Origin of the sequence: Enterobacter cloacae complex sp. P40C2, from assembly GCF_014930695.1 — a bacterium.
Lineage (GTDB): Bacteria > Pseudomonadota > Gammaproteobacteria > Enterobacterales > Enterobacteriaceae > Enterobacter > Enterobacter pasteurii.
On the sequence record NZ_JADBRP010000003.1, the window covers coordinates 319,156 to 345,117 of the forward strand.

Genomic DNA, 25,962 nt, shown 5'->3' on the forward strand with positions numbered 1-25,962 from the left:
ATGATGCCGGATCCTGCACTTTTTACCGCCATGACGGTGGTTAACCTCGAAGGCGATCTGCTCGACCAGGGCGAATTTAACGCCTGGCTGGATCTGTGGCTGCACGACGGGCTGTACGTGGTGCCCATCGACCCCGCCGAAACCGATTTTAAGAACACCCTCAACTACACCTGCGACGATAGCCACATGCGGGAGAAGCGGGTGAAACGCCTCTACAGCGGGGAGTCGATCTCCACCACGCCGCGCGCCCGCACCCTGCGCACCCTGTCGCGCCTGCGCGTGCTTGAGTCGGACAGCAACACCATCGTGGTGCGCGGGGCGCAATCCCTGTGGGAGCACCGCAAGGGGCACAGCCGACACTATGCCGCAGACATCACCTGGCACCTGCGCCAGCAGGGCGACCGCTGGCTGATCCAGCAGAAGGTGATCCGCCTGGTTAACAGCGACGATGTGCTGCACAGCATCGGCTACATCCTGTGAGGAGCCACGCATGACGCAAACCGTATTAGTGACCGGCGCGGCCTCCGGTCTGGGCAAAACCATTGCCGCCAGCCTGCTGGAGCAGGGCTTTCAGGTCGTGCTCACCGACGTGGACGCTGGCCGGGCGCGGCAGGCGGCGGACGAGCTGGATAACGGCAGGGTGCTGGCGCTCGGGCTGGACATTCGCCAGCCGCAGGACTTTGAACGGGCGCTGACGGCTATCCTCGCCCGCTTCGGCAGCCTGGAGGTGCTGGTGAACAACGCCGCGCTGACGCTCGCCACGCCGGTGATGGAAATTGACGTCGACGAGTTCGACCGGGTTATCTCCACCAATCTGCGCGGCACCTTTATCGGCTGTCAGACCGTTGGCCGCTACTTTGCCGGTAAAGGGTACGGAAGGATTATCAACCTGGCCTCGCTCGCCGGGCAGAACGGCGGCACGGCGTCGGGGGCGCACTACGCGGCCTCTAAAGGCGGCATCCTCACCCTCACCAAAATATTTGCCCGGGAACTGGCGAAATCAGGCGTGACGGTCAACGCCATTGCCCCGGGGCCCATGGATCTGCCCACCGTTCACGCGCTGGTGCCGGAGGCGAAAATGGCCGGGCTGCTGGAAACCATCCCGGTTGGCAGGCTCGGTGAGGCGGGGTTTGTGGCGCAGGCCGTGGCGCTGCTGGCATCACCCCAGGCGTCGTTTGTCACCGGGGCAACCTGGGACATCAACGGCGGCCTGTTTATGCGCTAAGGAGGCAACATGCTGACTTTACGGATTACCCGGCGCGAGCTGCGGGGGGAGGTTGTCCTGCTGACGCTGACGCATGCTGAAGGGCTAGCGCTGCCGCCGTTTAGCGCGGGCGCGCACGTCGACCTGCATCTCGCCGAAGATCTGATTCGTCCGTACTCCCTGTGCGGCGATCCGCAGGACCGGCACCACTATCAGCTGGGCATTCTGAAAGAGGGGCAGTCGAAGGGCGGCTCGCTGGCCGTTCACGCGCTGAAAGAAGGGGACCTGGTGACCGCCAGCGAGCCGCGCAACCTGTTTGCCCTCGACGCCTGCGCGGCGCACAGCCTGCTGATTGGCGGCGGGATCGGCATCACGCCGTTGCTGGCGATGGCCGCCGAACTGCACGCCGCCGGACGATCGTTCGCGCTGCACTACTGCGCGCGATCCCGCAAGCAGGCGGCTTTTGCGGCACAGCTCGAAGCCTCGGCGTATGCGCCGCATCTGCACTTCAGCGATGAACGGCGCCTGGATCTGGCGGCGGTGCTGGGCGACGTGCCGCCGGATACCCACGTTTACGTCTGCGGCCCCTCGCGCCTGATGGAGGCGGTCAAGGCGGAGGCGCTAGCGAAGGGGGTCTCCCCGGAACGGATCCACCAGGAGTGCTTTAGCGCCGACGTCGCCACCGCAGGCGAGGCGTTTGACGTTGTCGCGGCCGCCAGCGGCATCACCGTGACCGTGCTGGAAAATCAGACCATCGTCGAGGCGCTGGCGCAGGCCGGGCTGAAGGTCAACGTCTCCTGTAAACAGGGGATCTGCGGCAGTTGCCTGACGGACGTCCTCGAAGGCGAGCCGGACCACCGGGACCACTACCTCACCGATGAAGAGAAGGCGGACGGCGACCAGATTCTGCTCTGCTGCTCCCGCGCGAGATGCGGTCGTTTAGTCATCGATTTGTAAGGAAGAAAACCATGACGCTGCAAACTGAATTTCGTAACGCAATGGCCCAGCTCGGCAGCGCCGTGTCGGTGATCACCACCGACGGCCCGGCGGGCAAATTTGGCTTCACCGCCTCGGCGGTCTGTAGCGTGACCGACCAGCCGCCGACGCTGCTGGTCTGCATGAACCGCAACTCATACGCCCATGAACACTTCTGCCGCAACGGCGTGCTGTGCGTGAACGTGCTTTCCAGCAGCCATCAGGCGCTGTCCGGCGTGTTTGCCAACGCCAGCCTGCGGTCTGAAGAGCGCTTCCTGCACGACAGCTGGCAGGTGATGAGCAGCGGGGCGCCGGTGCTGAGTTCATCCGTTGCCAGCTTCGACTGCCGGATCGCCGACTGCCATGAGGTGGGCAGCCACTCGGTCTTTTACTGCCAGGTGCAGGCGATCCGCATCAGCGACCAGCCTCGCGGGCTGGTTTACTTCAACCGTCGTTACCATGCCGTCGGGCACGACGTTGAGGTCTAGCCATTTTTCCCGCCAACAGGGGTAATGCGTAATGAGCAATGTCGTAACAGAACAAAAAATCACGACCGACGTGAGCCAGGATACAAACCAGATGCGTAAGCTGGTGATCGCGTCCGTGCTGGGCAACGCGCTGGAATGGTATGACTTTTTCCTCTACGGCACCGCGGCGGCTCTGGTGTTTGGCCCGCTGTTCTTTCCGGTGGGAGGCGATCCCCTGCAGGGCACGCTGCTGGCGTTTTCCGGTTTCGCGGTCGGCTTTCTGGCGCGACCGCTGGGCGGGATCCTCTTCGGGCACCTGGGGGACAGATACAGCCGCAAGATGACCCTGATCATGACCTTAACGCTGATGGGGGCGACCACCTTCGTTATCGGCCTGCTGCCCACCTACGCGCAGATGGGGATTTGGGCACCGCTGACGCTCATCATCCTGCGCTTTTTACAGGGCGTGGCCTCGGGCGGCGAGTGGGGCGGGGGCGTATTAATGCTGAGTGAAAACGCGCCGGCATCCCGTCGCGGCTACTACACCGCCTGGAGCCAGATGGGGGTCTCCGGTGGGTTCGTTCTCTCGGCGTTTGCCTTTTATCTGGTGCAGAAGCTGCCGGAAGCGGACTTTATGCGCTGGGGCTGGCGCGTGCCGTTCCTGCTGAGCATCGTCATCTTTTTAGTCGGCGTGTATATCCGTAAAAACATCCGCGAAAGCAAGGCGTTCACCCAGGCGAAGCCGGAAGAGAAGCACGAGAAAATTCCGCTGCTGGTACTGATGCGCGATCACCCCAAAGCGCTGTTGCAGGCGATTGCCCTGCGCCTGCCGGAAAACGGCGCGTCCTACATCTTCTTTACCTTCTCGGTGGTCTACGCCAGACACATTGGTATCAGCACCGGGGACATCATCAGCGCCGTGACGCTGGCAATGCTGGTGGAGTTTTTCTCGATTCTGTTCTGGGGCGCGCTCTCGGATCGCATCGGCCTTAAGCCGGTGTATTACGTCGGCGTTATTGGCCTGCTGGTGATGGCGTTCCCGTTCTTCTGGCTGCTGTCTACCGGCAGCTATGGCTGGATCCTGCTCGGCATGTTTCTCGGTCTGCCGTTCTGCCACGGAGCGATGATTGGTACTCAGCCCTGCATCATGAGCGATCTCTTCCCGGTCCGCGTGCGCTACTCCGGTCTGGCGCTCGGGCACGAGGTTGGGTCGATCTTCTCCGGGGGATTAGGGCCGATGCTGGCGGTAGCGCTGCTGATTGAATTTGACTCCTACTGGCCGGTTTCCCTGCTGCTGATGCTCTACGCGATTCTGGCGTGGTTCGCGCTGCGCACCCTGCCGGCAAAACAAGAGGTGACAGAATGATTGATAAACGGATGGCCGATACCGACCACGCGGTTGCTGACGTTTTTGACGGCGCGGTGGTGATGGTCGGCGGATTTGGCCCGGCGGGACAGCCCGCAGAGCTGCTGGATGCCCTCATTCGCCGACGGCCGCGCGCGCTGACGCTCATCAGCAACAACGCGGGCAACGGCGATTACGGTCTGGCGGCGCTGCTGAAGGCCGGGTGCGTCAGGAAGGTGATCTGCTCGTTCCCGCGCCAGGCGGACTCCTGGGTGTTCGACGATCTCTACCGACGCGGAGAGGTTGAGCTGGAGCTGGTGCCGCAGGGCAACCTTGCGGCGCGCATTCAGGCGGGAGGCGCGGGGCTGGGCGGGATCTTCACCCCCACCGGCTTCGGTACCGACCTGGCTAAAGGCAAAGAGACGCGTCGCATCGACGGAAAAGATTACGTGTTTGAAACGCCGCTGAAGGCCGATTTCGCGCTGATTAAGGCGCTGAAGGCCGACCGCTGGGGCAACCTGACGTTTGACAAAACCGGGCGCAACTTCGGGCCGATTATGGCCACCGCCGCCGCCTGCACCATCGCGCAGGTGAGCGAGACGGTGGCGCTGGGAGAGCTGGATCCTGAAGCGGTGGTCACGCCGGGGATCTTCGTGCAGCGCGTGGTCCGGGTGGCGACAGCGCTTAAGGAGTCCGCATGATTACGCTTACCCCCCAGCAGCTGGCGCAGCGTATTGCCGACGATATTCCCGAAGGAGCGTACGTCAATCTCGGTATCGGCATGCCGACCCGCATCGCCAATTACCTGCCTGCCGATCGTGAGATCGTCCTGCACAGTGAAAACGGCATTCTCGGCATGGGGCCGGCGCCCCGGGCAGGACTGGAGGATGCGGAGCTCATTAATGCCGGTAAACAGCCGGTGACGCTGCTGGCGGGCGGCTGCTATTTCCACCACGGCGACTCGTTCACCATGATGCGCGGCGGCCATCTCGATATCTGCGTGCTGGGGGCGTATCAGGTTTCCGAGCGCGGCGATTTGGCTAACTGGAGCACCGGGGAGCCGTCGTCGATCCCGGCGGTCGGTGGGGCGATGGATCTGGCGATTGGCGCCAAAAAGGTGTTTGTGATGACCGAACACCTGACCAAAAAAGGCGAGTGCAAAATCGTCAAAGCCTGCACCTGTCCGCTGACCGGTGTGGCCTGCATCGACCGGATCTACACCGATATGGCGGTGATGGATATTACCGACGGCGGCATCGTGGTGCGCGAGCTGTTTGGCGACGTCACCCCGGACTATTTGCAGTCCGTCACGCCCGTCGGGCTGACGTTTGCGTTACGCGGTGAAGACGCCACGGCCTGAGGAAAACGCTATGGATCTTGAATTTCGACTGGACGGACCGGCCAATGCGCCGCTGCTGGTGCTCTCTAATTCGCTCGGTACGACCTATGGGATGTGGCAGGCGCAGCTTCCCGCCCTGACGCGGCATTTTCGCGTGCTGCGCTACAACACGCGCGGCCACGGGCGTTCGCCCCTGCCGCGGGGGCCGGTAAGCCTCGCCTCCGCGGGCCAGGACGCGATCGCTCTGCTGGATCGCCTGGGCGTTGAGAAAGCCTGCTTCTGCGGGATCTCCCTGGGCGGAATGACGGGCCTGTGGCTGAACCGCCACGCCCCGGAACGTTTTCACCGCCTGGTGGTGGCAAACACCGCCGCCAGAATTGGTGAAACGGCGGGTTGGCTACAGCGTGCGGCTCTGGTACGCGAGCAGGGAATGGCGCCCGTCGCGGCCACGGCAGCCGACCGCTGGTTCACGCCTGACTTTTGCCAGGCGCATCCGGAGGTAGTGGCGGAGCTGATCGCCGGGCTCACAGATACGCCTGCGGAGGGCTATGCCGCCTGCTGCGAGGCGCTGGCATATGCCGACCTGCGCGACGACGTACAGTTCATGCCGCGCCCGATGCTGGTGATTGCCGGGGAACACGATCCGGTGACAACGACCCGCGACGCACGATGGCTGGTGGAGACCGCCCCGGACGCGCAATACCTGGCCTTACCCGCCTCACACCTCTCCAATACGGCCTGTGCGCAGGCGTTCAATCAGCATCTCATCACTTTTTTAACCGCAGGAGTTCCGCATGAGCATCACGATTGAATCCATCGCCTGCTGGCTGGTGGATATTCCGACGATTCGTCCACACAGGCTGTCGATGGCGACGATGGGCTGCCAGACGCTGGCCCTGGTGCGAATGACCTGCGACCGGGGCGTGGTCGGCTGGGGCGAAGCGACCACCATCGGCGGCCTGAGCTACGGCGCCGAAAGCCCGGAGGGGATCAGGTCAGCCATCGACACCTATCTCGCGCCGCTGCTGTGCGGCAAAACCTTCAGCGGCCCGGCGGCGCTGGCGCAGGCCATGAATGCCAGCGTGAAGGGCAACACCTTTGCGAAATCGGCCCTCGAAACGGCGTTTCTGGACGCGCAGGGCAAAACGCTGGGCGTATCCGTCAGCACGCTGCTGGGTGGCCCGCTGAGCAGGCGGCTGCCGGTGCTCTGGACGCTGGCGAGCGGGGATACCGGGCAAGACATTGAAGAGGGCAGACGCCTGCTGGCGGCAGGGCGACACCGCGCCTTCAAGCTGAAGATTGGCGCGCGCGATCTGATGACCGACGTCCGCCATGCGCTGGCGATCAGGTCCGCGCTCGGGGATGAGGTCAGCATCCGGGTCGACGTCAACCAGGCCTGGGATCTGGCGACCGCAATAAAAGGTATGCGCCTGTTGCAGGACGGGGGAATAGACCTGGTGGAGCAGCCCGTTGCGCAGTGGGACCGGCAGGGGCTCATTGCCCTGAGCCAGCGCTTCGAGGTGCCGGTTCTTGCGGATGAGGCGGTGGCAACCGGCCATGACGGTTTTACCCTGGCGAACGGCGGCTTTCGCGGGGCGTTTGCCCTCAAGATCGCCAAGGCGGGCGGCCCGGCTCAGGCGCTGAAGCTGGCAAGCGTAGCGCAGGCGGCGGGCATTGCGCTTTACGGCGGCACCATGCTGGAAGGAACGATCGGCACGCTCGCCTCCCTGCATGCCTGGTCGACGGTTCAGATGCAGTGGGGCACCGAGATGTTCGGCCCGCTGCTTCTTAAAGATGATGTCGTTGTACGCGCGCTGGCGTTCAGCGACGGGCAGGTAACGCTGCCGGACGGACCAGGCCTGGGCATTGAGGTCGACGACGATAAATTACGCCACTACGCGCGCCAGTAAGGAGTTCATATGCTGTTCAAAGTAGAAATGACGGTCAACATCCCTGCTTCACTCCCGCAGGTGCAGGCGGATGAGATTAAGGCAAAAGAGAAAGCCTACTCGCAGCGGCTCCAGCGTGAAGGCAAATGGCTGCACATCTGGCGGGTAGTGGGGCAGTACGCCAACGTGAGCATCTTTGACGTTAAGGACAACGAGGAGCTGCACGCCCTGTTAACGGCGCTGCCGCTCTATCCGTACATGGCAATAAGCGTTCAGCCGCTCTGCGGCCATCCATCGTCAATAGATAACGATAAACGGTAAATACCCTACGATAATGAGGAACCCGCAATGTCTAAAAACCCTTCCCAGCAGTCAGAGCTTGAGACCTTACTTGCCATCAGCAGCGGCCTCAATACCGACGGCGGCAACGAGCGCGTTAAGCGCGTTATTCATCAGCTGCTGAACGACCTGTGCCATACCATTAAAACCTTCGACATCAGCGACGAAGAATTCTGGATCGCCGTAAACTACCTGAACGAGCTCGGCGAGCGTAAAGAGGCGGCGCTGCTGGCCGCAGGGCTGGGGCTGGAACACTACCTCGACATGCGCGCCGATGAAAAAGAGGCTGCGTCCGTCAGCCGCGCGGGGACGCCGCGCACCATTGAAGGGCCGCTGTACGTCGCAAACGCGCCGCTGAGCGATCATTTTGCACGCATGGACGACGGCAGCGAGCGGGCAGAAGCCATGTGGCTGCACGGCACCGTGACCGATATTGACGGTAAACCGGTCGCAGGGGCGATTGTCGATATCTGGCACGCCAACACGCACGGAGGCTACTCCTTCTTTGACCCGTCGCAGCCTGAATATAACCTCCGCCGCCGGGTAAAAACGGCTGCCGATGGCAGCTACGCGGTACGCAGCATTGTTCCCTGTGGCTACGGCTGCCCGCCCGATGGTCCGACGCAGAAGCTGCTGAACGAGCTGGGCCGTCACGGCAACCGCCCGGCGCATATTCATTTCTTTGTCTCCGCGCCGGGCTTTAAACATCTCACCACGCAGATCAACCTTAACGGCGATCGGTACCTGTGGGATGACTTTGCCTTTGCCACCCGTGAGGAGCTGATTGCCGATCCGGTGAAAGTCACCGACAGCACGCTTGCCCGCGAGAGGGATATACATGAGCCGCATACGGAAGTGAGCTTTAGCTTCACGCTGGTGAAGGCCGCCGGGGCGGAGGAGGAGGCGAGAGGTAAGCGTGCACGGGTGAAGGAGTAACCCGAAAGATGTTACTCAGATTTTATAGAGATATGTAGTAACGGTAAAACATTCTTTGAGCGACGCAATGCCGATGCCCCTTAAATTCCCGTTTCCTGGAGGGAGGGGGCATGCGGCTGAGCAATAATAGAACAAAAAGATGTAGCGGGACTTAATTGTTAACGACCAAAAGTTAACCCAAAAAGATAAAAGTCGCGGCATTATTTCGCATTGCGAAATTAACTTTACTCCTTTTTTATCCCCTCTTTTTGTTAATGGGCGCAGCTCCTGTTGTGTGAAAGATACCTTCAGAATGCAACAAAGAAATAATCCTAAATATATCCCACGGCGCACAGAAAAAATGAAAATCTACTAAATATGGTAGTGGCGCTAATAGGGTGGTTACGTTAATGATAGCGGTTCTCTTTTGCAGGATAAGTCTTTTTAATCAATTGTTTATGTGGATTTTTTCTTACGAAAAAAAACAATTTCAGCTAAGTTCTCTTTTTTTATGAGATTAATCCTATAATGCATTGGGCGTATCATTAAACGCCGTTAAGCAGGCGGGAAATATTGAATTGATGACAAGCTCATGTAAACTTGTCTACCGTTTGTCAAAATATGTCAGGAACGCGTTGGGCCTATTTCTGTTAGGCTCGTGCGGTAGCTATGCCCTTAAATAGTTACATGCTGAAAATATCCTGACTATTTTAACAATAGCACCTAAGTCAAATTTTATCCCCTCTCTTCATCCTCTAAATATCGCTACGGAAAAGCATATGAAACTGCGCGTATTGTTATCACTTCTGTTTGTTATGGCGGTGGCGGGCTGTAAGGCGCCGCAGAAACCAGCGATCACCGACGATACGATCGTCACCAGCCAGGTTAACGGCGTCACGCTGACGCACCGTCATGCCGTTACCCCTCCGGCGGAGTTCACCCAGGTGAATGAACCGTACCGTGCCATGTATCCGGCGTCCCTGATGAGCCGTCCTGATTACGGCGGAAAAGTGATCCGTACACTGGAAACCGGCAAAACCTATGTTGTGCTGGGTCAGGTTGAACATTTCTGGATGGCGCTGGCCGATGAAGGGAATGAACAGCTGATTGGTTACGTGCCGATGCGTGCCGTGATCAAGGCCGATCAGTACGAGGCCACCGTGCGTAAACAGGCACTGCGTCCTAAAGCGCGGAAAAAAGCCACCTGTGTTGACGTCGATGGCAACAGCAAAGCCTGCAAAGACAGCGCGAACGGTACGTGGATCCTGAACTAAACGGGTTTCAAGAGCGTATTTTTATGAATAATAAAAAATTACATCTGATGTGGTTCGCTTTTCTGGCGGTGATTTTCGCTCCGATCGGTGGTTGTACGTCGTCTTCACACAGCGACCCCTCCCGCTACAATCTGCAGTTTCAGGCTCATCCTCAAATCAATGATTCTGCGCCGCTTAAGGTCAGAGTGTTGCTGCTGAAATCCGATGCGGATTTCATGTCCAGCGACTTCTATTCCCTGCAGAACAACGCGTCAGCCACCCTTGGCGCGAATCTGCTGAACAGCGATGTATTCTTCCTGATGCCGGGCCAGCTTTCGAAAACCCTGAGCGGACAAAGCTCACCGGAAGCGCGCTATATCGGCGTGATGGCGGAATATCAGGCGCTGGACGGAAAAAAATGGCGCGTCTCACTCCCTTTGCCTGTTCCCGGCGAAAACGCGATTTACCAGTTCTGGAAATGGTCCGCAGATGAACTTCAGGCCAGCGTCTTTCTTGACGTAAATGGAATCCGGGTCATCAGCCAGTAACGGCCTACATAACAGGAAAGAGATCATCATGACGAAAGCAGAAAAGGTCGTCTGGACCGAAGGTATGTTCCTGCGTCCGCACCATTTTCAGCGGGCAGAAAGTTACCTGCTCAACCACGTTCGTGAGTGGGGAGCATTGCAGCGATCGTATCTCTGGGGCTTTCTCGACCTTGAGCTGGACGAGGCGATGCTGCGTCAGGGCTGCATCGCCCTGAGCTACTGCAGCGGCCTGCTGCCTGACGGCACGTTTTTCCAGGTTCGCAGCGATCGTAACGGTCCGGCTCCGCTCAGGATCCCGGATAATCTCACCAATGAAAAGGTGGTGCTTGCGCTGCCGGTTCGTCGCGGCGGTCGGGAAGAGGTGATCTTCAGCGAGGAGCAGGCTTCACTGGCGCGTTTTATTACCTTTGAACAAGAGGTGGAAGACGATAACGCCATGGCGGTGGGGGAGGCGACGGTCCAGTTTGGCCGTCTGCGCCTGACGCTGATGCTGGAGAAAGATCTGACGGCAGAGTGGACCGCCATCGGCGTGGCGTTCGTGACCGAAAAACGCAACGACAACCTCGTGCGGCTCGATAACAGCTACATCCCGCCGATGCTGAACGCCAATAACAGCCCCCAGCTGTACGGCATGATCAACGATCTGCACGGTTTGCTGGTCCAGCGTAGCCAGCAGATTGGGGGGCGCCTGCGCCAGCCGGGCCGTTTTAACACCTCTGAGATGATTGAATTTACGCTGCTTTCGCTGATCAACCGTCATCTGGGAGACGTGTCGCATCTTAAAACGCTGCCGCTGCTTCACCCGGAAGCGCTCTGGCGCAGCTGGCTGCCGTTTGCGACGGAGCTCGCCACCTGGACACCGCAGCGCACCGCCGAGAGCGTTCTGCCGGTATACGATCATGACGATCTTGCCGTCTGCTTCAGCAAGCTGATGCTGATGCTGCGCCAGGGACTGTCGCTGGTGATGGAAGACCACGCCATTCAGCTGCCGCTGCACGAGCGTTCCCACGGGCTGAATATCGCCACCGTGCCGGAAACCAGCATGGTACGGGAGTTTGGCTTCGTGCTGGCGGTCAAAGCCAACGTGCCTGGCGAACACCTGCAAACCCATTTCCCTGCCCAGATGAAGGTAGCGCCGGTCTCGAAAATTCGCGATCTGGTACAGCTCCAGCTGCCGGGCATTATGCTCCGCGCAATGCCCGTTGCCCCGCCGCAGATCCCGTGGCATGCGGGCTACAGCTATTTTGAGCTGGAGAGGGGCAGCGAGCTGTGGCACGAGATGGACAAGTCCGGCGCATTCGCTCTGCATCTTGCAGGGGAATTCCCGGGTCTCGATATGGAGTTCTGGGCCATCCGTAGCCCGACAGAATAATAAAGCGAGCGCTTAATATGCAGGAACGACAGGATACCGGCAGTGATGCCGTGTTTACCGGAGCCAGTGGCAATAATCAGCTGGTGGCGGCCGCCAATCCGCTGCTCAACGCGATTCCGCAAATCCGTCATTCGGTTTCCCACGACGACCAGGTTGGGCTGCGCCAGCGCCTGATTGATGAGATTCGCCGTTTCGAAGTGCGGTGCCAGCAGGCGGGGTTGCCCTATGAGGTGATCGTCGGCGCGCGCTATTGCCTCTGTACGGCGCTGGATGAAGCGGCCGCCCTGACGCCATGGGGCAGCAGCGGCGTCTGGTCAAGCAATGGCCTGCTGGTAACGTTTCATAACGAAACCTGGGGCGGCGAGAAGTTCTTCCAGCTGCTGGCGCGCCTGTCGCAAAACCCGCGCGAGCACATTCTGCTGCTGGAGATGATCAACTACTGTCTGCTGCTTGGCTTTGAAGGGCGCTACCGCGTGCTGGACAATGGCCGCACCCAGCTTGAAACCATCAAACAGCGCCTGTGGCAGATGATCCGTGGCGTGCGCGGCAGCTACCCGCCGCCGCTTTCGCCCCACCCGGAAGATCGTCCGGTGCTGCGTAAGCTCTGGCGTCCGATGATCCCCCTGTGGGCGTGCGTGGCGCTGGTCGGCTTTATCGCCTGCCTGTTCTATATCGTTCTCAACTGGCGTCTGGGTGATAACACCAGCCCGGTGCTGGCGAAGATTTACCAGTCTCAGCTGCCTGAAACCACCATCCAGCAGCCCGCGCGCCAGCTTCCGGCGGTGCTGAACCTGCGTGGTTTCCTGAAGCCGGAAATTGAAGCCGGCCTGGTGGCCGTTAAGGATGAGGCGGACCGCAGCGTGGTGATCCTCAAAGGAGACGGACTGTTTGCCTCTGCCTCAACGGTGGTACGCGATCGCTATGAGCCGGTGATTGACCGCATCGCCCAGGCGATGAATAACGTCAGCGGCAAGATTCTGGTGGTGGGCTACAGCGACAACGTGCCGATCCGCAGCGCTCGCTTCGCCTCCAACTATGAACTCTCGCTTGAGCGCGCCCGCTCGGTGCAAAAACAGCTGCAGGGCAGCCTCTCGCAGCCAGAACGCGTGAAAGCCGAAGGGCGAGGCGAGATCAACCCGGTAGCGCCAAACACTACGCCTGAAAATCGCGCCCGTAACCGCCGCGTAGAGATCACTCTGCTGGTGTCGCCTGAAAATACGCAGGCCGAGCTGAACGGATTGCCGCAAGGAAACTAAGGATGCTGACTACTCTTCTTTCCATACTGACCAATCGCATTCTGTGGAGCTTCCTCGGCGTAACGGCGCTCGCGGCGGTGATCTGGATGATTGGCCCGCTGTTGTCCATCGTCGATACCCGCCCCCTCGAATCTGAACAAAACCGCGTCATCAGCATTGCGGTGGTCTACCTGATTTGGGCTCAGAGCCACATTCTGCCGCGGCTGTATAACGCCTGGCTGAACCGCAAGCTGATGGACAAGCTCAACGAAAACACCACCAGCCCGGAAGCGGCCGATCCGCAGAAGCGACTGAACAGCGAGGAGCAGATCCTGGCCGGGCGCTTCGACGAAGCCGCCCAGATGCTGAAAAAAGCCCACTTCAGCAAGGCGGGGCACGGTGCGCAGTGGACGCAGCGCTTCAGCACGCAGTATCTCTATCAGCTGCCGTGGTACGTAATTATTGGTGCGCCGGGTTCCGGTAAAACCACCGCGCTGGCCAACTCCGGGTTGCAGTTCCCGCTGGCGGACCGCTTCGGTAAAACCGCGCTGCGCGGCATTGGCGGCACGCGTAACTGCGACTGGTGGTTTACCAACGAGGCGGTGCTGCTGGATACCGCTGGCCGCTACACCACCCAGGAGAGCGAGCAGGTTCAGGACGCCGGCGAGTGGCTGGAATTCATCAACCTGCTGCGCAAATACCGCCGCCGCCAGCCGATTAACGGCGTAATTATCACCATCAGCATTTCCGATTTGCTGTCTCAGTCCGCGGAGGCCTCCCGCCAGCAGGCGGTGAACATTCGCCAGCGTCTCTCGGAGCTGCACGAACAGCTGGGTATCCGCTTCCCGGTGTACGTCATGGTCACCAAGGCTGACCTGCTCAAAGGCTTCCGCGCCTGGTTTGCCGATTACGACAAAGCCCAGCGCGACCAGATCTGGGGCTTTACGCTGCCGTGGGAGCAAACCCGACACGCCGATTACGACCTGATGGGTAACTTCCAGCAGGAGTTCTCCCTGCTGCAACAGCGTCTGGACGCTGGCCTGCCGGAAACCATGCTTAAGGAGCACGACGCAAAAACGCGCGCCGAAGCGTATCTCTTCCCCCAGGAGTTCGCCGCGCTGCGCCCGCTGCTGGCAGACTACCTGAGCACGGTCTTTGCCCGTTCAAACTTTGAAACCGAATTTTCTCCGCGCGGCATCTATTTCGCCAGCGGCACGCAGGAAGGCATGCCGTTCGATCGGGTGATGGGCGAGCTGAACCGCGCGCTTTCGCTGCCGGAAGGAGGCGAGAGCGACAGCTGGGATTCGGTGAGCAAAGACGCGCCGATCCCGGGGGCGAAGGGGCAGAGCTTCTTCATCAAGAACCTGCTGCAAAACGTGATTTTCCAGGAAGCGGGCATTGCCGGTGAAAACCGCTGGTGGGAACTGCGTAACCGCGCCGTAATGTGGTCCGGCTATGCGGCGCTGCTGGCCCTGCTGGCGATCCTGGCTGGCCTGTGGCTGACCAGCTACGCCAAAAATAAAGCGTATCTGGAAGAGGTTGACGCGAAGGTGCCGATGCTGGAGCAGCAGAGCAAGGCGCTGCAAAATCAGCCCCAGCGCGACCTGTTTGCGCTTCTGCCGCTGCTTAACGGGCTGGTGGATTTGCCAAAAAGCGATGCGTTTGACGTTAACGACCCGCCTGTGTCCCGCCGGATGGGGCTTTATCGCGGGGATGACGTCAGCGATGCGTCCCAGTCGCTTTATCAGAAAGCGCTGGACCAGCTGCTGCTGCCTGCCGTCGCGATGCACATCACCACCTGGCTGCGTAACGACAACGGCAGCGACGTGGAGTACAGCTATGAGGCGCTGAAAGCCTACCAGATGCTCTACCAGCCGAAGCACTACGACGGCAAATTCCTGCACTCGTGGGTGATGCTTAACCTGCAGCGCAACTTGCCGCAGAACGTTACGCAGGCGCAGCTCCAGGAGCTGGAGTGGCACCTGACGCAGCTGCTGGAGCCGAAAATTCAGGCCTCACCGTATGCGCAGGACGAAGACCTGGTGGCCCGGGAAAGGGCGCTCATCAACCAGCAGCCGCTCTCTACCCGCGTCTACGGCCGCCTGAAGCGTCTGCTGGAGCGTGACGAGAGCCTGAAGCCGGTTTCGCTTTCTGACCTCGGCGGCCCGCAGAGCGAGCTGGTCTTTTCCCGGAAAAGCGGCAAGCCGGTGAGCGAAGGCGTGCCGGGGCTCTTTACCCCGGACGGCTACTGGAAAAGCTTTAACGACCAGATCGACAGCGTCACCACCGCCCTGCACGAAGACGATGCCTGGGTGCTGGGCGCCACCAGCGCTGAGGAGGATAAACAGCAGATCGACAACGCCGTGCGTCAGCTCTATATGCGCGACTTTATCGTCAACTGGGATCGCTTCCTCGCGGACATTCAGCTCAATAACAGCGCCGATCTCTCCCAGCGCATCAATACCGCGCGCCTGCTTTCAGGCACCAACTCGCCGCTGCGCCGTCTGGTGCTCAACCTGAGCAAAGTGCTGACGCTGTCGCGCACGGCTCCGGCACCTGAAGATGCGCAGAAAGCGGAAGCGCAAAGCAACCGCGCCACCCGAACGCTTGAGGCGCTCTTCAGCAACGACGACAATGCCCCAACCCAGGGCGCGGTGGTAAACCAGGCGCCCGAGCAGCTGGTGACCGACCACTTTGCCCCAATGATTGAGCTGGCGCAGCCGCTGGAGAAGGGCGGCAAGACCATCGTCTTTGATGATTTTCTCAAGCAGGTTGACGAGCTTTATCGCTACCTGACCGCCGTTCAGGATGCGGCTAACAGCGGTATGCCTGCCCCGGGCGGAGATGCAATCAGCCGCCTGCAGGCCAGCGCGGGCCGTCTTCCGGGCGGGCTACAAACCATGTTCAGCAACATGGCCGTGGGCGCCAGCAGCGATACCCAGCGCCGGGATCTGGAGAACGTGCGTAAGCGAATCAACGTGGAGGTAGGCGGGTTCTGCCGTCAGGCGATTGCCGGGCGCTACCCGCTGGTGCGCAGCGCCAGCACCGAGGTGACGCCGGACGATCTCGCCCGCATGTTTGCCCCGGGAACCGGGCTGATGGACACCTTTTTCCGCGATAACCTGACCAATAAAGTGGACACCACTCAGGCGAACTGGCGCTTTATGCCGGGCATCGACGGCAAAACGCTCCCGGGCAGCGAAGGGCTGCTGCGTCCGTTCCAGCAGGCGCAGTCCATCCGCGATGCCTTCTTTGCCAACGGAGCCACGACGCCATCCTTTAAGGTCACGGTGCGCACCGTGCGGATGGATAACACCATTCTGAACCTCACCCTGGACGTGGACGGGCAGCTGTTGCGCTATAGCCACGGCCCGCAGGCGGTGCAGATCATGAACTGGCCGGGGCCGGGCGGCACCAACCAGGTGCGTATGCAGCTCGGCCTGGCAAACGGCAGTACCGCGACGCTAGTAACCAACGGCGCCTGGGCGCTCAACCGCTTTTTCGACAAGGCGCGCACCAGCCCTGGCGCAGGTAGCCTGAGCCGTCAGGCTACCTTCAGCGTCGACGGACATCAGGTCACGCTGGAGTTTGCGCCGAACAGCATCCGCAACCCGTTCCAGCTTCCCCGTTTCTCATGCCCATAACCGCAAGGACAGCCGTATGACGAATACCCCTGCGATGAACCGCTACAGCTGGTATGGCAAATTGCCCAGCGCCGGAGATTTTTTGCAGCGTCGCTTTCCGGACACCCTGCAACGCCAGTGGTCGCACTGGTTTCAGGTCGGCCTGCTGGCCTGGCAACAGGAAGAGCAGCGCAGCGGCGAGCGCCAGTTTACCAAAGCGCCGGTGTGGAACTTTGTCGTTCCGCCGATGCTCGGCAGCCAGATGATTCAGATGGGTTGCCTGCTTCCGGGCCGCGACAGCGTAGGTCGCCACTATCCGGTCTGCATTCAGCTGAGCTTTACCCCGGCCGAATGGTCATCCCGTCTGCTCGGGCAGGCTGAAGGCTGGTACCAGCAGCTTGGCCGCCTGGGGCTGCACGCGGTGCGTAACGGCTATTCAGCTTCGCAGCTTGATGAAATGTTAATGACGATCCCGGCGCCGCAGCCGGTTGAGCCGCAGAAGCGATCCGACATTCTGGACGTGATTGGCTATGAGGACGATGGTCAGAACACGCTGGGCTGGCCGCAGGCGGCGGAGTGTTTCGATCCGCTGCGTCAGACCAGCTACTGGTGGACGAACCGCTGCGACGGCTACCCGCTTTATACTCACGTACACAGCGGGAACTTCACCGGGCAGCTGTTTACGCTGCTGTTCGATCCGGCAGGCGGCGCCCGACCGGGCCGCCACGGTCTTTATCCGCCCATGTTTGAATAAGCAGGGACTTTATGAATATCGATGAATTTCTCGCGCCGATAAGCCCTGAAAACCCCTGCGGGGAAAACCTGGAGTACGACGCCGATTTCCAGGCCATGGGGCAGGCAAGCCAGGGCAAAGCCGAGCAGCAGTTTGGCGACACGATTATTCCGGCGGAGCCCGCCGACTGGAACACGGTAGAAAAACTCGCTACCAGCCTGCTGGGGCGCACCAAAGATCTTCGCGTCATGCTGGCGTTAACCCACGCCTGGACGCGTCGCCGCGGGCTCGCTGGTTACGCCGACGGGCTGCTGCTGGTGCAGGAAGCCTTGTCCCGGTACTGGGAGCAGCTCTACCCCCTGCTGGAAGAGTATGGCGAGACCGATCCGTTCTACCGCATTAACGCCCTCGCCGGGCTGAGCGATAAGTCCGAGCTGACCGTCGCGGTACGCAACGCCTCGCTGCTGCGCTCAAACGGCGATGAAATTTCGCTGCGTGACGCTCAGGCGCTGCTCGACGGCAGTAAAACCGAATGCCCGGACTATCCCGGCGGACGTCCAAGACTGATTGACGAGCTGGCCCGCGGCGACCAGCCCGGCACCGCGGCGGTTATCGAGATCAACGCGCGTCTGCTGGCCATCCGCGAGCTGCTTATCGGCTATCTCGGTGAAAGCGGCGTACCGGAGATGGAACAGCTGCTGAAAACCGTCGGGCTGGTGGCCAGCGCCTGCCAGGTGACCGACATCAGCAAGCTGCTGCCGAACCGCGAGGCGCAGGCTGAACAGCATGCGGAGCCGCAGCCGGCTGCCGCTGCGCCTGTCCAGCAGGTAACGGACTGGCGCAGCGTACAGGTGACCAGCCGCGCCGACGCCCAGCTGATGCTGGAAAAAGCGAAGCAGTATTTTGCGCAGTACGAACCGAGCCATCCCGCACCGCTCATGATTGAACGGGTGCAGCGGCTGTCTGAACTCAACTTTATGGACATTATTCGCGACCTGGCGCCAGACGGCGTTAACCAACTGGAAAACATCTTTGGACGCCGCGAATGACGCGTCCTGGCATTATGACGACAGGCATGGAGTCTGCCGTTTCACCTTCACCGCGCATCTTTGATGGAGAACATCATGGCAATGAGTAACAGTGGACAGAAATTCATCGCACGCAACCGTGCTCCCCGCGTGCAGATCGAGTACGACGTAGAGATCTACGGTGCAGAACGTAAAATTCAGCTGCCGTTTGTGATGGGCGTTATGGCCGATCTGGTTGGCAAGCCGGTGGAAAACCTGCCAGCCGTTGACGAGCGTAAGTTCCTGGAAATCGACATCGACAACTTCGACGAACGCATGAAGGCGCTGAAGCCGCGCGTGGCGTTCCAGGTGGATAACACCCTGACCGGCGAAGGGAAGCTCAACGTCGATCTGACCTTTGACAGCATGGACGACTTCCTGCCGGACGCGGTGGCGCGCAAGGTAGAGCCGCTGAACAAGCTGCTGGAAGCGCGTACCCAGCTCTCTAACCTGCTGACCTACATGGACGGCAAAAACGGTGCGGAAGAGCTGATCGCCAAAATTCTCCAGGATCCGACGCTGCTCAAATCCCTGAGCCAGATGCCAAAAAATGACGAAAGTGCGAAAGGTAGCGAGGAATAATCGATGAGCAACCAGACTCAACAACACGATCAGCAGGCGGGCCAGGCGTTCAGCCAGGACGAGTTCAGCGCGCTGCTGAATAAAGAGTTCCGCCCGAAAACCGATCAGGCGCGCTCTGCCGTTGAGAGCGCGGTAAAAACGCTGGCGCAGCAGGCGCTGGAAAACACCGTGACCTTCTCCAACGACACCTACCGCACCATTCAGAACCTGATTGCCGGTATTGACGAGCAGCTGTCGCAGCAGGTGAATCAGATCATTCACCACGACGAGTTCCAGAAGCTGGAGAGCGCCTGGCGCGGGCTGAGCTACCTGGTGAACAACACCGAAACTGACGAGATGCTGAAGATCCGTTTCATGAGCATCTCCAAGCAGGAGCTGGGCCGTACCCTGAAGCGCTACAAGGGCGTGGGCTGGGACCAGAGCCCGATCTTCAAGAAAATTTACGAGCAGGAGTACGGTCAGTTTGGCGGCGAGCCGTTTGGCTGCATTGTGGGCGACTACTACTTCGACCACAGCCCGCAGGACGTTGAGCTGCTGGGCGAGATGGCGCGCATTGGCTCCGCGGCCCACTGTCCGTTCATCACCGGCACCGCGCCGGGCGTGATGCAGATGGAGTCCTGGCAGGAGCTGGCCAACCCGCGCGATCTGACGAAAATCTTCCAGAACACCGAGTACGCCGCCTGGCGTTCACTGCGTGAATCTGAAGATGCCCGCTATCTGGGGCTGGTGATGCCGCGCTTCCTGTCGCGTCTGCCGTACGGCATTCGCACCAACCCGGTCGACAGCTTCGATTTCGAAGAGCAGACCGACGGCGCGAACCACAACAGCTACTCCTGGGCGAACGCTGCCTATGCGATGGCGGCCAACATCAACCGCTCCTTCAAAGAGTACGGCTGGTGCACCTCTATTCGCGGCGTGGAGTCCGGCGGGGCGGTTGAAAACCTGCCGTGCCACACCTTCCCGAGCGATGACGGCGGCGTGGACATGAAGTGCCCGACCGAAATTGCCATCAGCGACCGTCGCGAAGCCGAGCTGGCGAAAAACGGCTTTATGCCGCTGGTTCACCGCAAAAACTCCGACTTTGCCGCCTTCATCGGCGCGCAGTCGCTGCAAAAGCCTGCCGAGTACCACGATCCGGATGCCACCGCGAACGCGCGTCTGGCCTCTCGCCTGCCGTACCTGTTCGCCTGCTGCCGCTTTGCCCACTACCTGAAGTGCATCGTGCGCGACAAAATCGGCTCCTTCCGCGAGCGCGAAGAGATGGAGCGCTGGCTGAACGACTGGGTAATGAACTACGTGGACGGCGACCCGGCTAACTCCTCCCAGGAGACCAAGTCTCGCAAGCCGCTGGCGGCTGCGGAAGTGCAGGTGCAGGAGATCGAAGACAACCCGGGCTACTACGCCGCGAAGTTCTTCCTGCGCCCGCACTACCAGCTGGAAGGCCTGACCGTTTCCCTGCGCCTGGTATCTAAACTGCCGTCGCTGAAGACGAAAGACGCGTAATGACGATTGCCGGCCCGAAGGGGCCGGTAACTTCGTTCTTCGAAACCAACTTCTTTAAATTTCATCAACGACATTTATTCACCTCAGGGAGATCTGAAATTGGGAGCTAGTTCGCCAACAGAAATTGCCGAAGGCATGTTGAAAATATTCAACACGCGCAAACAAAGTGGTCCTGAAATCTTCGCCCGGAGCGCGGTCGATGGTTTTATGTCCATCCCGGAAGATTTATGGATGCTTACGAAGGATTTCCTTGATTCAGATCACCGGTGGCGAAACCAAACCGACAAAATCAGGCTACTGACCCTTATCAAAAAAGGGCTCACGTCAGAGGATGTCCGTCGGTTAATAAATACAGTTATAAAACGCTATCTGTCTGGATTATCTGAAGATCAATCTAAGGAGCTACTCCTGAAAATAGGTGGGTCGCAAGTCGGTGGTGTTGCCTTTAAAATGATTTTTGTAAACGAGCTAATTGCATTGTTTGTTTCGAAGATTGTACCGCGTTTTCTGGTCTCTGCTGGAATTACTGGAGTGTTAAGCGTTGGTGCTTCTATTTCTCGCTCAGTTTATACATCATATGATCTGTTAAAATTAAATAAAGATGTTTATAACGAGTTGCGTGGTGCGGGAGATTTGGATTTGTTATATTTCCTTGTTGAAGATAACGTTAAACCATTCATTGAAGCTATAAACTATCAACAAAGTCATGGCGCTATCGATCAAGATATTTTTAACCGTTTTTTAACGGGGGTTCCCCGTGTTTAATAAAGCAATTAGATATATAGGGGTATACCTCATGCTTCTAATATCCTTCATGCTTTTCTTTACGGTGCTTGGTTATTATGTTTTCGTCTTTGACTGGGGTGTGAGTACTTTTGAAATAACGATAAATGCAGCTTTGTTAATATTTTCTATGGCTACATCTATCGCTATTTATTACTTTGCTGAAAAATTAAAATCACGGCTTTGATTTGCGTAATAATTTCAGCAGATAATAAATTATCAGAAGAACAATAAGCAGGAAAAGTAATTTCCCAAACAGGTAGCCAGCCGACAGGGTAGTCATCTGCTCAAGAGTGAAAACATACCATGCGGACTGGAATAGATTCACGGTAGTGAAAATTGCAACAATGAATAATCCGATTGCAAGTATTGTTAAGAGAAGTTTCTTCATTTGTGTCCTTCTGTAATCCGGAAGTGATTGAAATTATTCTAGATGATGAAATCAATGATTGTCTAGCGTTGAGTCACATTGATGAGTGACAAACCATAATTTAGGGTGGTTGTTATTGCAGCCACTCTGAACAGTCTGTGCGAGTACGATATCGACAGACTAGAGGCAGAGGTAAAATATGGACGGTTTTATTCAGCCCCATGCTTTCCTGTTTGCCATATAAGGGCTTTTTCGAAAGCAATATTGTTCATCCACGAAGAGTAGATATTATGGCTATTGATATGTTTCTGAAGGTCGAGGGTGTTACGGGCGAATCTAAAGATTCTAACCACACCGGCTGGACTGATATTACCTCCTTCTCCTGGGGCGCGTCCCAGCCGGGTAATATGAGCGTTGGTGGCGGCGGCGGTGCCGGTAAAGTTAACTTTAACGATCTGCACGTTAACGCTCTGATCGACAAATCCACTACAGCAATCCTGAAACACTGCGCAAGCGGTAAGCACCTGACCAAAGTTGAACTGTCCGTCTGTAAGGCGGGTGGTCAGCAGGTTGAATATACCCGCATCACCCTGGAAGACGTTCTCGTGACTTCCGTTCAGTACACCGGTGCCGACAACGGCGATACCGTTGGCGTGACCTATGCATTCCAGGCTGCGAAAGTGAAACAGCAGTACTGGGAGCAGACCACTGCCGGTGGTAAAGGTGCTGAAAGCAGCGCTGGCTGGAACATCAAAGAGAACAAAGAAGCGTAATTGCCCGTATGGCCGGGGAGTTTTCCCCGGTCATTATCAACCGGAAGGGAAGATAGTATGGCAAGTTTGCAGGAAGGAAGCTCTCGTCCTCTGACTATTGGTGAAATCGCCCTCGCACGAACCGTGTTTAGTGACGCCATAAAATATTCAGAAGTAAAAGTGCATAATAAAAGCTATCTGCCATTTAATATGCAATCTAACAACGTTGCAATGACGCCTAATGGTGAACTCTATTTCCGGGAACCCCATTACCGTGATGATTTCTCCACGGAAGTCCCTCGGTATAAACACTGGTTTATTCATGAAATGGTTCATGTGCTGCAGCACCAGATTGGAATGAATGTACGAACCCGAGGCGCATTCAGTTGGGCCGCAAGCTATAATTACTCGTTACCGCCGGATAAAAAACTCTCGGACTTTGGGATGGAGCAGCAGGCTTCAATCATTTCAGATTATTATTTTCTGATAAATTACGGCTTGGGTGATTTTCGCAATATTGCAGGTTTTGAAGGTATTATCGGACCAGATCTGAGGGATAAGTATCAGCAAGCATTGTCTTTGTTTATTAAAAACCCTAAGGAACGGCGGGCATGGTTATGAAAAAAGTATTCGGTGCATTATCGGTTACGTTAATGGCGAGTGCCTGCGTGTCTCATCCCGCACAATACCAGTCGCTTACCGTTACGCTAAAAAACAACGAACCCTGCTTCGCAATTCCTGCTAATTCCGGATTAGATGCGCCTGTTACCAGCCATTCGCCCACCATTATGAAACGGGCGGTGAATGAATGGAAAACGATATCACCGCCATCTACGTATAGCCCTGTGGTGACGTTGAATACCCAGCAGTGTCATCAATGGAGCGGTATTGCGTGGCGAACCGGAGAATATGATGTCGCCCTGAAAGTCTCGGGAAAAAACGATTCTGTTCGTTATGCTGCTCGATTCACGCTAGAAGAAAATGCGTCAGGCCAATTTAAGATTACGCAGACCGAATAGGATGCTTTAACCCCCAAACCCCGCCGTTTTCACCTCCGAGAGCGGCAGCGTTTGAGCGCTAATCATACCAGCAGGAATACGCCATGCGATTCACGATTATTTCTACGAAACCCGGTCATCAGCCGCCGCAAAGCAGCTGTGATTTTTATGCCCCGGGCGGCACCATTGGGCGCGGTACGGATAACAATCTGGTGCTGCCGGACAATGACCGCACTATCTCGCGTTTGCAGGCCATCGTTCACGTCGACGCCAGCGGCGAATGCCGCGTCACGAACCGCGGCAGCGTTACCCGCGTGGTATTAAATGACATTCCTCTTGAGCGTGGGCGTCAGGTTGAGCTTCAGGATGGGGATATTCTCGGTATTGATGAGTATCGCATCGAAGTCAGCGAACTGATTCACGATACCCAGCCCGTAAGCCGTATGGCGGCCAGCATGCAGCAGGCGCGTCCGGCGGCGACACCTGCTCCGGCACCGCAGCCGAAACCTGCAAGCGCCGCGCCGCGCGGCAAAGCCGAGCCGACGGCCGTGCCGACGGAAATCTGGGACAGCCTGATGCAGGAGTTCTCCATCTCCGACAGCATCTCCAGCAACCGCGCAAAACCACAGCCCGCAGCTTCTCACGACCCGTTTTCCCAGCCTGCGGCCCCGGAGCGCAACGCCGAAGATCCGCTGGCAATGTTCAACGACAGCGATCCCAGGCTCGAGCGTAAGAACGTTGACCCGGACACGCTGTTCAGCGATGAAGCGTTGTTTAAAAAAGAGAGCATCTTTGACGATGTCACCCCTTCAGCGCTGGTGCAGCCGGACGAAAGCAAACCTGCCCAGCCAAAGGAGGAGGCGGCGGATGAACTCGATCCGCTGGCCCTGTTTGGCGGGACGGCCAGCGCGCCTGCCGCACGCCATGATGACCCGCTCGGCCTGATGGGCGGCGCGCCGTTAACGCATCCGGATGAGATCGCGGCCGAGAAGCCGAAGCCAGAGCCGGTATCCGAGCCCGAGCCGGAAGCGGATCCCCTTGCCGATTCTCCGCTCTTCGCCCCGGAACCGCAGGACGCGCCGCGCGCGGAAGAAGAAGAGCCCGCGCGTACCGACTACGCCGGCTTCACCATGCCAACGCCGCAGGCCGTGGCGCGCAGCAACGCTCAGGCGCCTAAAGGCCGCCTGCGTATCGACCCGGTTAAAAACGCTGCATCACCTGCCTCCACCGTGCAGAACGGCGAGAAGGGCGAGGTGCTGCAGGGCGAGCTGCTGGAGGCGCTTCTGGAAGGGATGGGGCTGAGCGAAATGCAGCCGGTGCCGCAGTTCGATCGGGAAAATATGCGTCAGCTGGGCCAGATCCTGGGCATGTTCTCCCAGGGAACCGTGGCGCTGCTCTCGTCGCGCTCTATCCTCAAGCGCGGCGTGAAGGCCGATATGACCATGGTGCTCGACGATGCCAACAACCCGTTCAAGCTGCTGCCGACCGGGAAAACGGTGCTGATTCAGATGTTCGGCACGCCGATGCCTGGCTTTATGCCGCCGACCAAATCGGTGCGCGATGCGCTGATCGATTTACAGGCGCACCAGCTGGGGATGATCTCCGGTATCCGCGCCATCATTGCCGCCATGCTGCAATCCTTTAACCCGGAGCAGCTCGAAGAGCAGGCGAAGCAGAACGGGATGACGTCGCGCCTGGCGCTGCCGGGCAGCCGTAAAGCCGCGCTGTGGGATTATTTTGTACGCAGCTATGGCGAGACGGCAGGGGAGATCGAAGACGACTTCCATACCCTGTTTGGCGAAGCCTTCCTCCATGCCTATGACATGGAGGTCAATCAGTACAAAGACTCACAGAGCGGATCCGAAGACAAATGAATATCGCAACGGCTTCTCTCTCCCGCCAGGGGACGCGCGCCAGCAACCAGGATCAGACGGGAGAAACCATTGGGGAACGTTCAGCCTGCTTTGTCGTCTGTGACGGCATCGCGGGCCTGCCGGGCGGCGAGGTGGCCGCTGAACTGGCCCGCAACAGCATCATTTCCCGTTTCGACGGCGATAAGCACCTGAACGCGCAGCATATTCGTGACTACGTGCAAACGGCAAACCGCACCATCCTCAGCGAACAGCAGGCCGTACAGGACTACCGCCGGATGGGCACCACGCTGGTCAGCCTGTTTATCGACAGGGATTACCGCCTGGCCTACTGGGCGCACGCCGGGGACAGCCGCCTGTACCTGTTTCGCCGCGGCTGGCTGTGGCACGTTACGACCGATCACAGCCTCGTTCAGCAGATGAAGGACGCCGGGCACCAGACCGACGATCTCAACAGCAACCTGCTGTATCTGGCGCTGGGCATTGAGAACGGCGGACCGGAGGCGAGCTACAGCGATGTTGTGCAGGTTGAAGACGGCGATGCCTTTTTACTCTGCACCGACGGTTTCTGGCACGGCGTCAGCGAAGAGCAGATGAAGCAGTCGCTGCACATGGTCAATACGCCACAGGAGTGGCTGACCTTAATGAACCAAATCATTCAAAAGAATGGCGAACAGGAGGGCAATGCTCAGGATAACTATACCGCCGTCGCGGTGTGGATGGGCAACCCTCAGGACACCACTTTGCTGCATACGCTCTCTGACGCAGCGCAATTTCTTCCCTGCGGAACTGATTAGAC

General features: G+C 58.6%; 26 protein-coding genes. All 26 read left to right on the forward strand.

The window, feature by feature from the left end:
- The 26 genes from IM304_RS09220 (at position 1) to IM304_RS09345 (ending at position 25,960) form a co-directional block, all read left to right on the forward strand.
- The gene (locus IM304_RS09220; protein WP_193354720.1) at positions 1-480 is read left to right on the forward strand and encodes an aromatic-ring-hydroxylating dioxygenase subunit beta; all 480 of its coding nucleotides are present in this window, start codon (positions 1-3) and stop codon (positions 478-480) included.
- 10 nt (positions 481-490) lie between these two features.
- Entirely contained in the window at positions 491-1,225 is a 735-nt protein-coding gene (locus tag IM304_RS09225) for an SDR family NAD(P)-dependent oxidoreductase (RefSeq protein ID WP_148418001.1), read from the forward strand.
- Positions 1,226-1,234: 9 nt separating this feature from the next.
- A complete protein-coding gene (locus IM304_RS09230; protein WP_193354589.1) occupies positions 1,235-2,161 on the forward strand; it encodes a PDR/VanB family oxidoreductase in 927 nt (308 codons plus the stop codon).
- Between the two features lie 11 nt (positions 2,162-2,172).
- Positions 2,173-2,667: a flavin reductase gene (locus IM304_RS09235; protein WP_193354588.1), complete on the forward strand. Its 495-nt coding sequence runs from the start codon at positions 2,173-2,175 to the stop codon at positions 2,665-2,667.
- 31 nt (positions 2,668-2,698) lie between these two features.
- Positions 2,699-4,012, forward strand: a complete 1,314-nt coding sequence (locus tag IM304_RS09240; protein ID WP_227009497.1) for an MFS transporter — start codon at positions 2,699-2,701, stop codon at positions 4,010-4,012.
- On the forward strand, positions 4,009-4,692 hold the full coding sequence (locus IM304_RS09245) for a 3-oxoacid CoA-transferase subunit A (protein ID WP_193354587.1): 684 nt from the start codon (positions 4,009-4,011) through the stop codon (positions 4,690-4,692). The genes IM304_RS09240 and IM304_RS09245 overlap by 4 nt, the downstream gene beginning before the upstream one ends.
- Positions 4,689-5,351 carry a 3-oxoacid CoA-transferase subunit B gene (locus tag IM304_RS09250; protein ID WP_193354586.1) on the forward strand — a complete coding sequence of 221 codons (663 nt, stop codon included), beginning with the start codon at positions 4,689-4,691 and terminating at the stop codon, positions 5,349-5,351. Before IM304_RS09245 ends, IM304_RS09250 begins: the two co-directional genes overlap by 4 nt.
- 10 nt (positions 5,352-5,361) lie before the next feature.
- Positions 5,362-6,141, forward strand: coding sequence for a 3-oxoadipate enol-lactonase (pcaD, locus tag IM304_RS09255; protein WP_193354585.1), 780 nt, complete (start codon positions 5,362-5,364; stop codon positions 6,139-6,141).
- The gene (locus IM304_RS09260) at positions 6,125-7,240 is read left to right on the forward strand and encodes a muconate cycloisomerase family protein (RefSeq protein WP_193354584.1); all 1,116 of its coding nucleotides are present in this window, start codon (positions 6,125-6,127) and stop codon (positions 7,238-7,240) included. The genes pcaD and IM304_RS09260 overlap by 17 nt, the downstream gene beginning before the upstream one ends.
- 9 nt (positions 7,241-7,249) lie before the next feature.
- Positions 7,250-7,540, forward strand: coding sequence for a muconolactone Delta-isomerase (gene catC / locus IM304_RS09265; protein ID WP_193354583.1), 291 nt, complete (start codon positions 7,250-7,252; stop codon positions 7,538-7,540).
- 27 nt (positions 7,541-7,567) lie between these two features.
- Positions 7,568-8,494: a catechol 1,2-dioxygenase gene (catA, locus tag IM304_RS09270; protein ID WP_193354582.1), complete on the forward strand. Its 927-nt coding sequence runs from the start codon at positions 7,568-7,570 to the stop codon at positions 8,492-8,494.
- Between the two features lie 758 nt (positions 8,495-9,252).
- Entirely contained in the window at positions 9,253-9,747 is a 495-nt protein-coding gene (locus IM304_RS09275; RefSeq protein ID WP_148417991.1) for an SH3 domain-containing protein, read from the forward strand.
- Positions 9,748-9,770: 23 nt separating this feature from the next.
- Positions 9,771-10,274: a type VI secretion system lipoprotein TssJ gene (gene tssJ, locus IM304_RS09280; RefSeq protein ID WP_193354581.1), complete on the forward strand. Its 504-nt coding sequence runs from the start codon at positions 9,771-9,773 to the stop codon at positions 10,272-10,274.
- A 28-nt stretch (positions 10,275-10,302) separates the two neighbouring features.
- Complete coding sequence (gene tssK / locus IM304_RS09285) at positions 10,303-11,646, forward strand: type VI secretion system baseplate subunit TssK (protein ID WP_148417989.1); 1,344 nt, start codon at positions 10,303-10,305, stop codon at positions 11,644-11,646.
- A 17-nt stretch (positions 11,647-11,663) separates the two neighbouring features.
- Positions 11,664-12,902 carry a DotU family type VI secretion system protein gene (locus IM304_RS09290; protein ID WP_148417988.1) on the forward strand — a complete coding sequence of 413 codons (1,239 nt, stop codon included), beginning with the start codon at positions 11,664-11,666 and terminating at the stop codon, positions 12,900-12,902.
- A gap of 2 nt (positions 12,903-12,904) precedes the next feature.
- Entirely contained in the window at positions 12,905-16,525 is a 3,621-nt protein-coding gene (gene tssM, locus IM304_RS09295; RefSeq protein WP_148417987.1) for a type VI secretion system membrane subunit TssM, read from the forward strand.
- Positions 16,526-16,541: 16 nt separating this feature from the next.
- On the forward strand, positions 16,542-17,258 hold the full coding sequence (tagF, locus tag IM304_RS09300; RefSeq protein WP_148417986.1) for a type VI secretion system-associated protein TagF: 717 nt from the start codon (positions 16,542-16,544) through the stop codon (positions 17,256-17,258).
- 11 nt (positions 17,259-17,269) lie between these two features.
- Complete coding sequence (gene tssA, locus IM304_RS09305) at positions 17,270-18,286, forward strand: type VI secretion system protein TssA (protein WP_148417985.1); 1,017 nt, start codon at positions 17,270-17,272, stop codon at positions 18,284-18,286.
- 75 nt (positions 18,287-18,361) lie between these two features.
- Complete coding sequence (gene tssB, locus IM304_RS09310; protein ID WP_022648413.1) at positions 18,362-18,886, forward strand: type VI secretion system contractile sheath small subunit; 525 nt, start codon at positions 18,362-18,364, stop codon at positions 18,884-18,886.
- Positions 18,887-18,889: 3 nt separating this feature from the next.
- Complete coding sequence (tssC, locus tag IM304_RS09315) at positions 18,890-20,389, forward strand: type VI secretion system contractile sheath large subunit (protein WP_063868514.1); 1,500 nt, start codon at positions 18,890-18,892, stop codon at positions 20,387-20,389.
- 99 nt (positions 20,390-20,488) lie between these two features.
- Positions 20,489-21,154, forward strand: coding sequence for a hypothetical protein (locus IM304_RS09320; protein WP_227009496.1), 666 nt, complete (start codon positions 20,489-20,491; stop codon positions 21,152-21,154).
- 678 nt (positions 21,155-21,832) lie between these two features.
- Positions 21,833-22,315: a type VI secretion system tube protein Hcp gene (locus tag IM304_RS09325; RefSeq protein ID WP_014884229.1), complete on the forward strand. Its 483-nt coding sequence runs from the start codon at positions 21,833-21,835 to the stop codon at positions 22,313-22,315.
- A 57-nt stretch (positions 22,316-22,372) separates the two neighbouring features.
- Complete coding sequence (locus IM304_RS09330; RefSeq protein ID WP_193354580.1) at positions 22,373-22,915, forward strand: hypothetical protein; 543 nt, start codon at positions 22,373-22,375, stop codon at positions 22,913-22,915.
- A complete protein-coding gene (locus IM304_RS09335) occupies positions 22,906-23,313 on the forward strand; it encodes a putative T6SS immunity periplasmic lipoprotein (RefSeq protein WP_193354579.1) in 408 nt (135 codons plus the stop codon). Before IM304_RS09330 ends, IM304_RS09335 begins: the two co-directional genes overlap by 10 nt.
- Before the next feature lie 83 nt (positions 23,314-23,396).
- Positions 23,397-25,166: a type VI secretion system-associated FHA domain protein TagH gene (gene tagH / locus IM304_RS09340; protein WP_193354578.1), complete on the forward strand. Its 1,770-nt coding sequence runs from the start codon at positions 23,397-23,399 to the stop codon at positions 25,164-25,166.
- Complete coding sequence (locus IM304_RS09345) at positions 25,163-25,960, forward strand: PP2C family serine/threonine-protein phosphatase (protein WP_063449579.1); 798 nt, start codon at positions 25,163-25,165, stop codon at positions 25,958-25,960. Before tagH ends, IM304_RS09345 begins: the two co-directional genes overlap by 4 nt.
- Positions 25,961-25,962 lie beyond the last annotated feature (2 nt).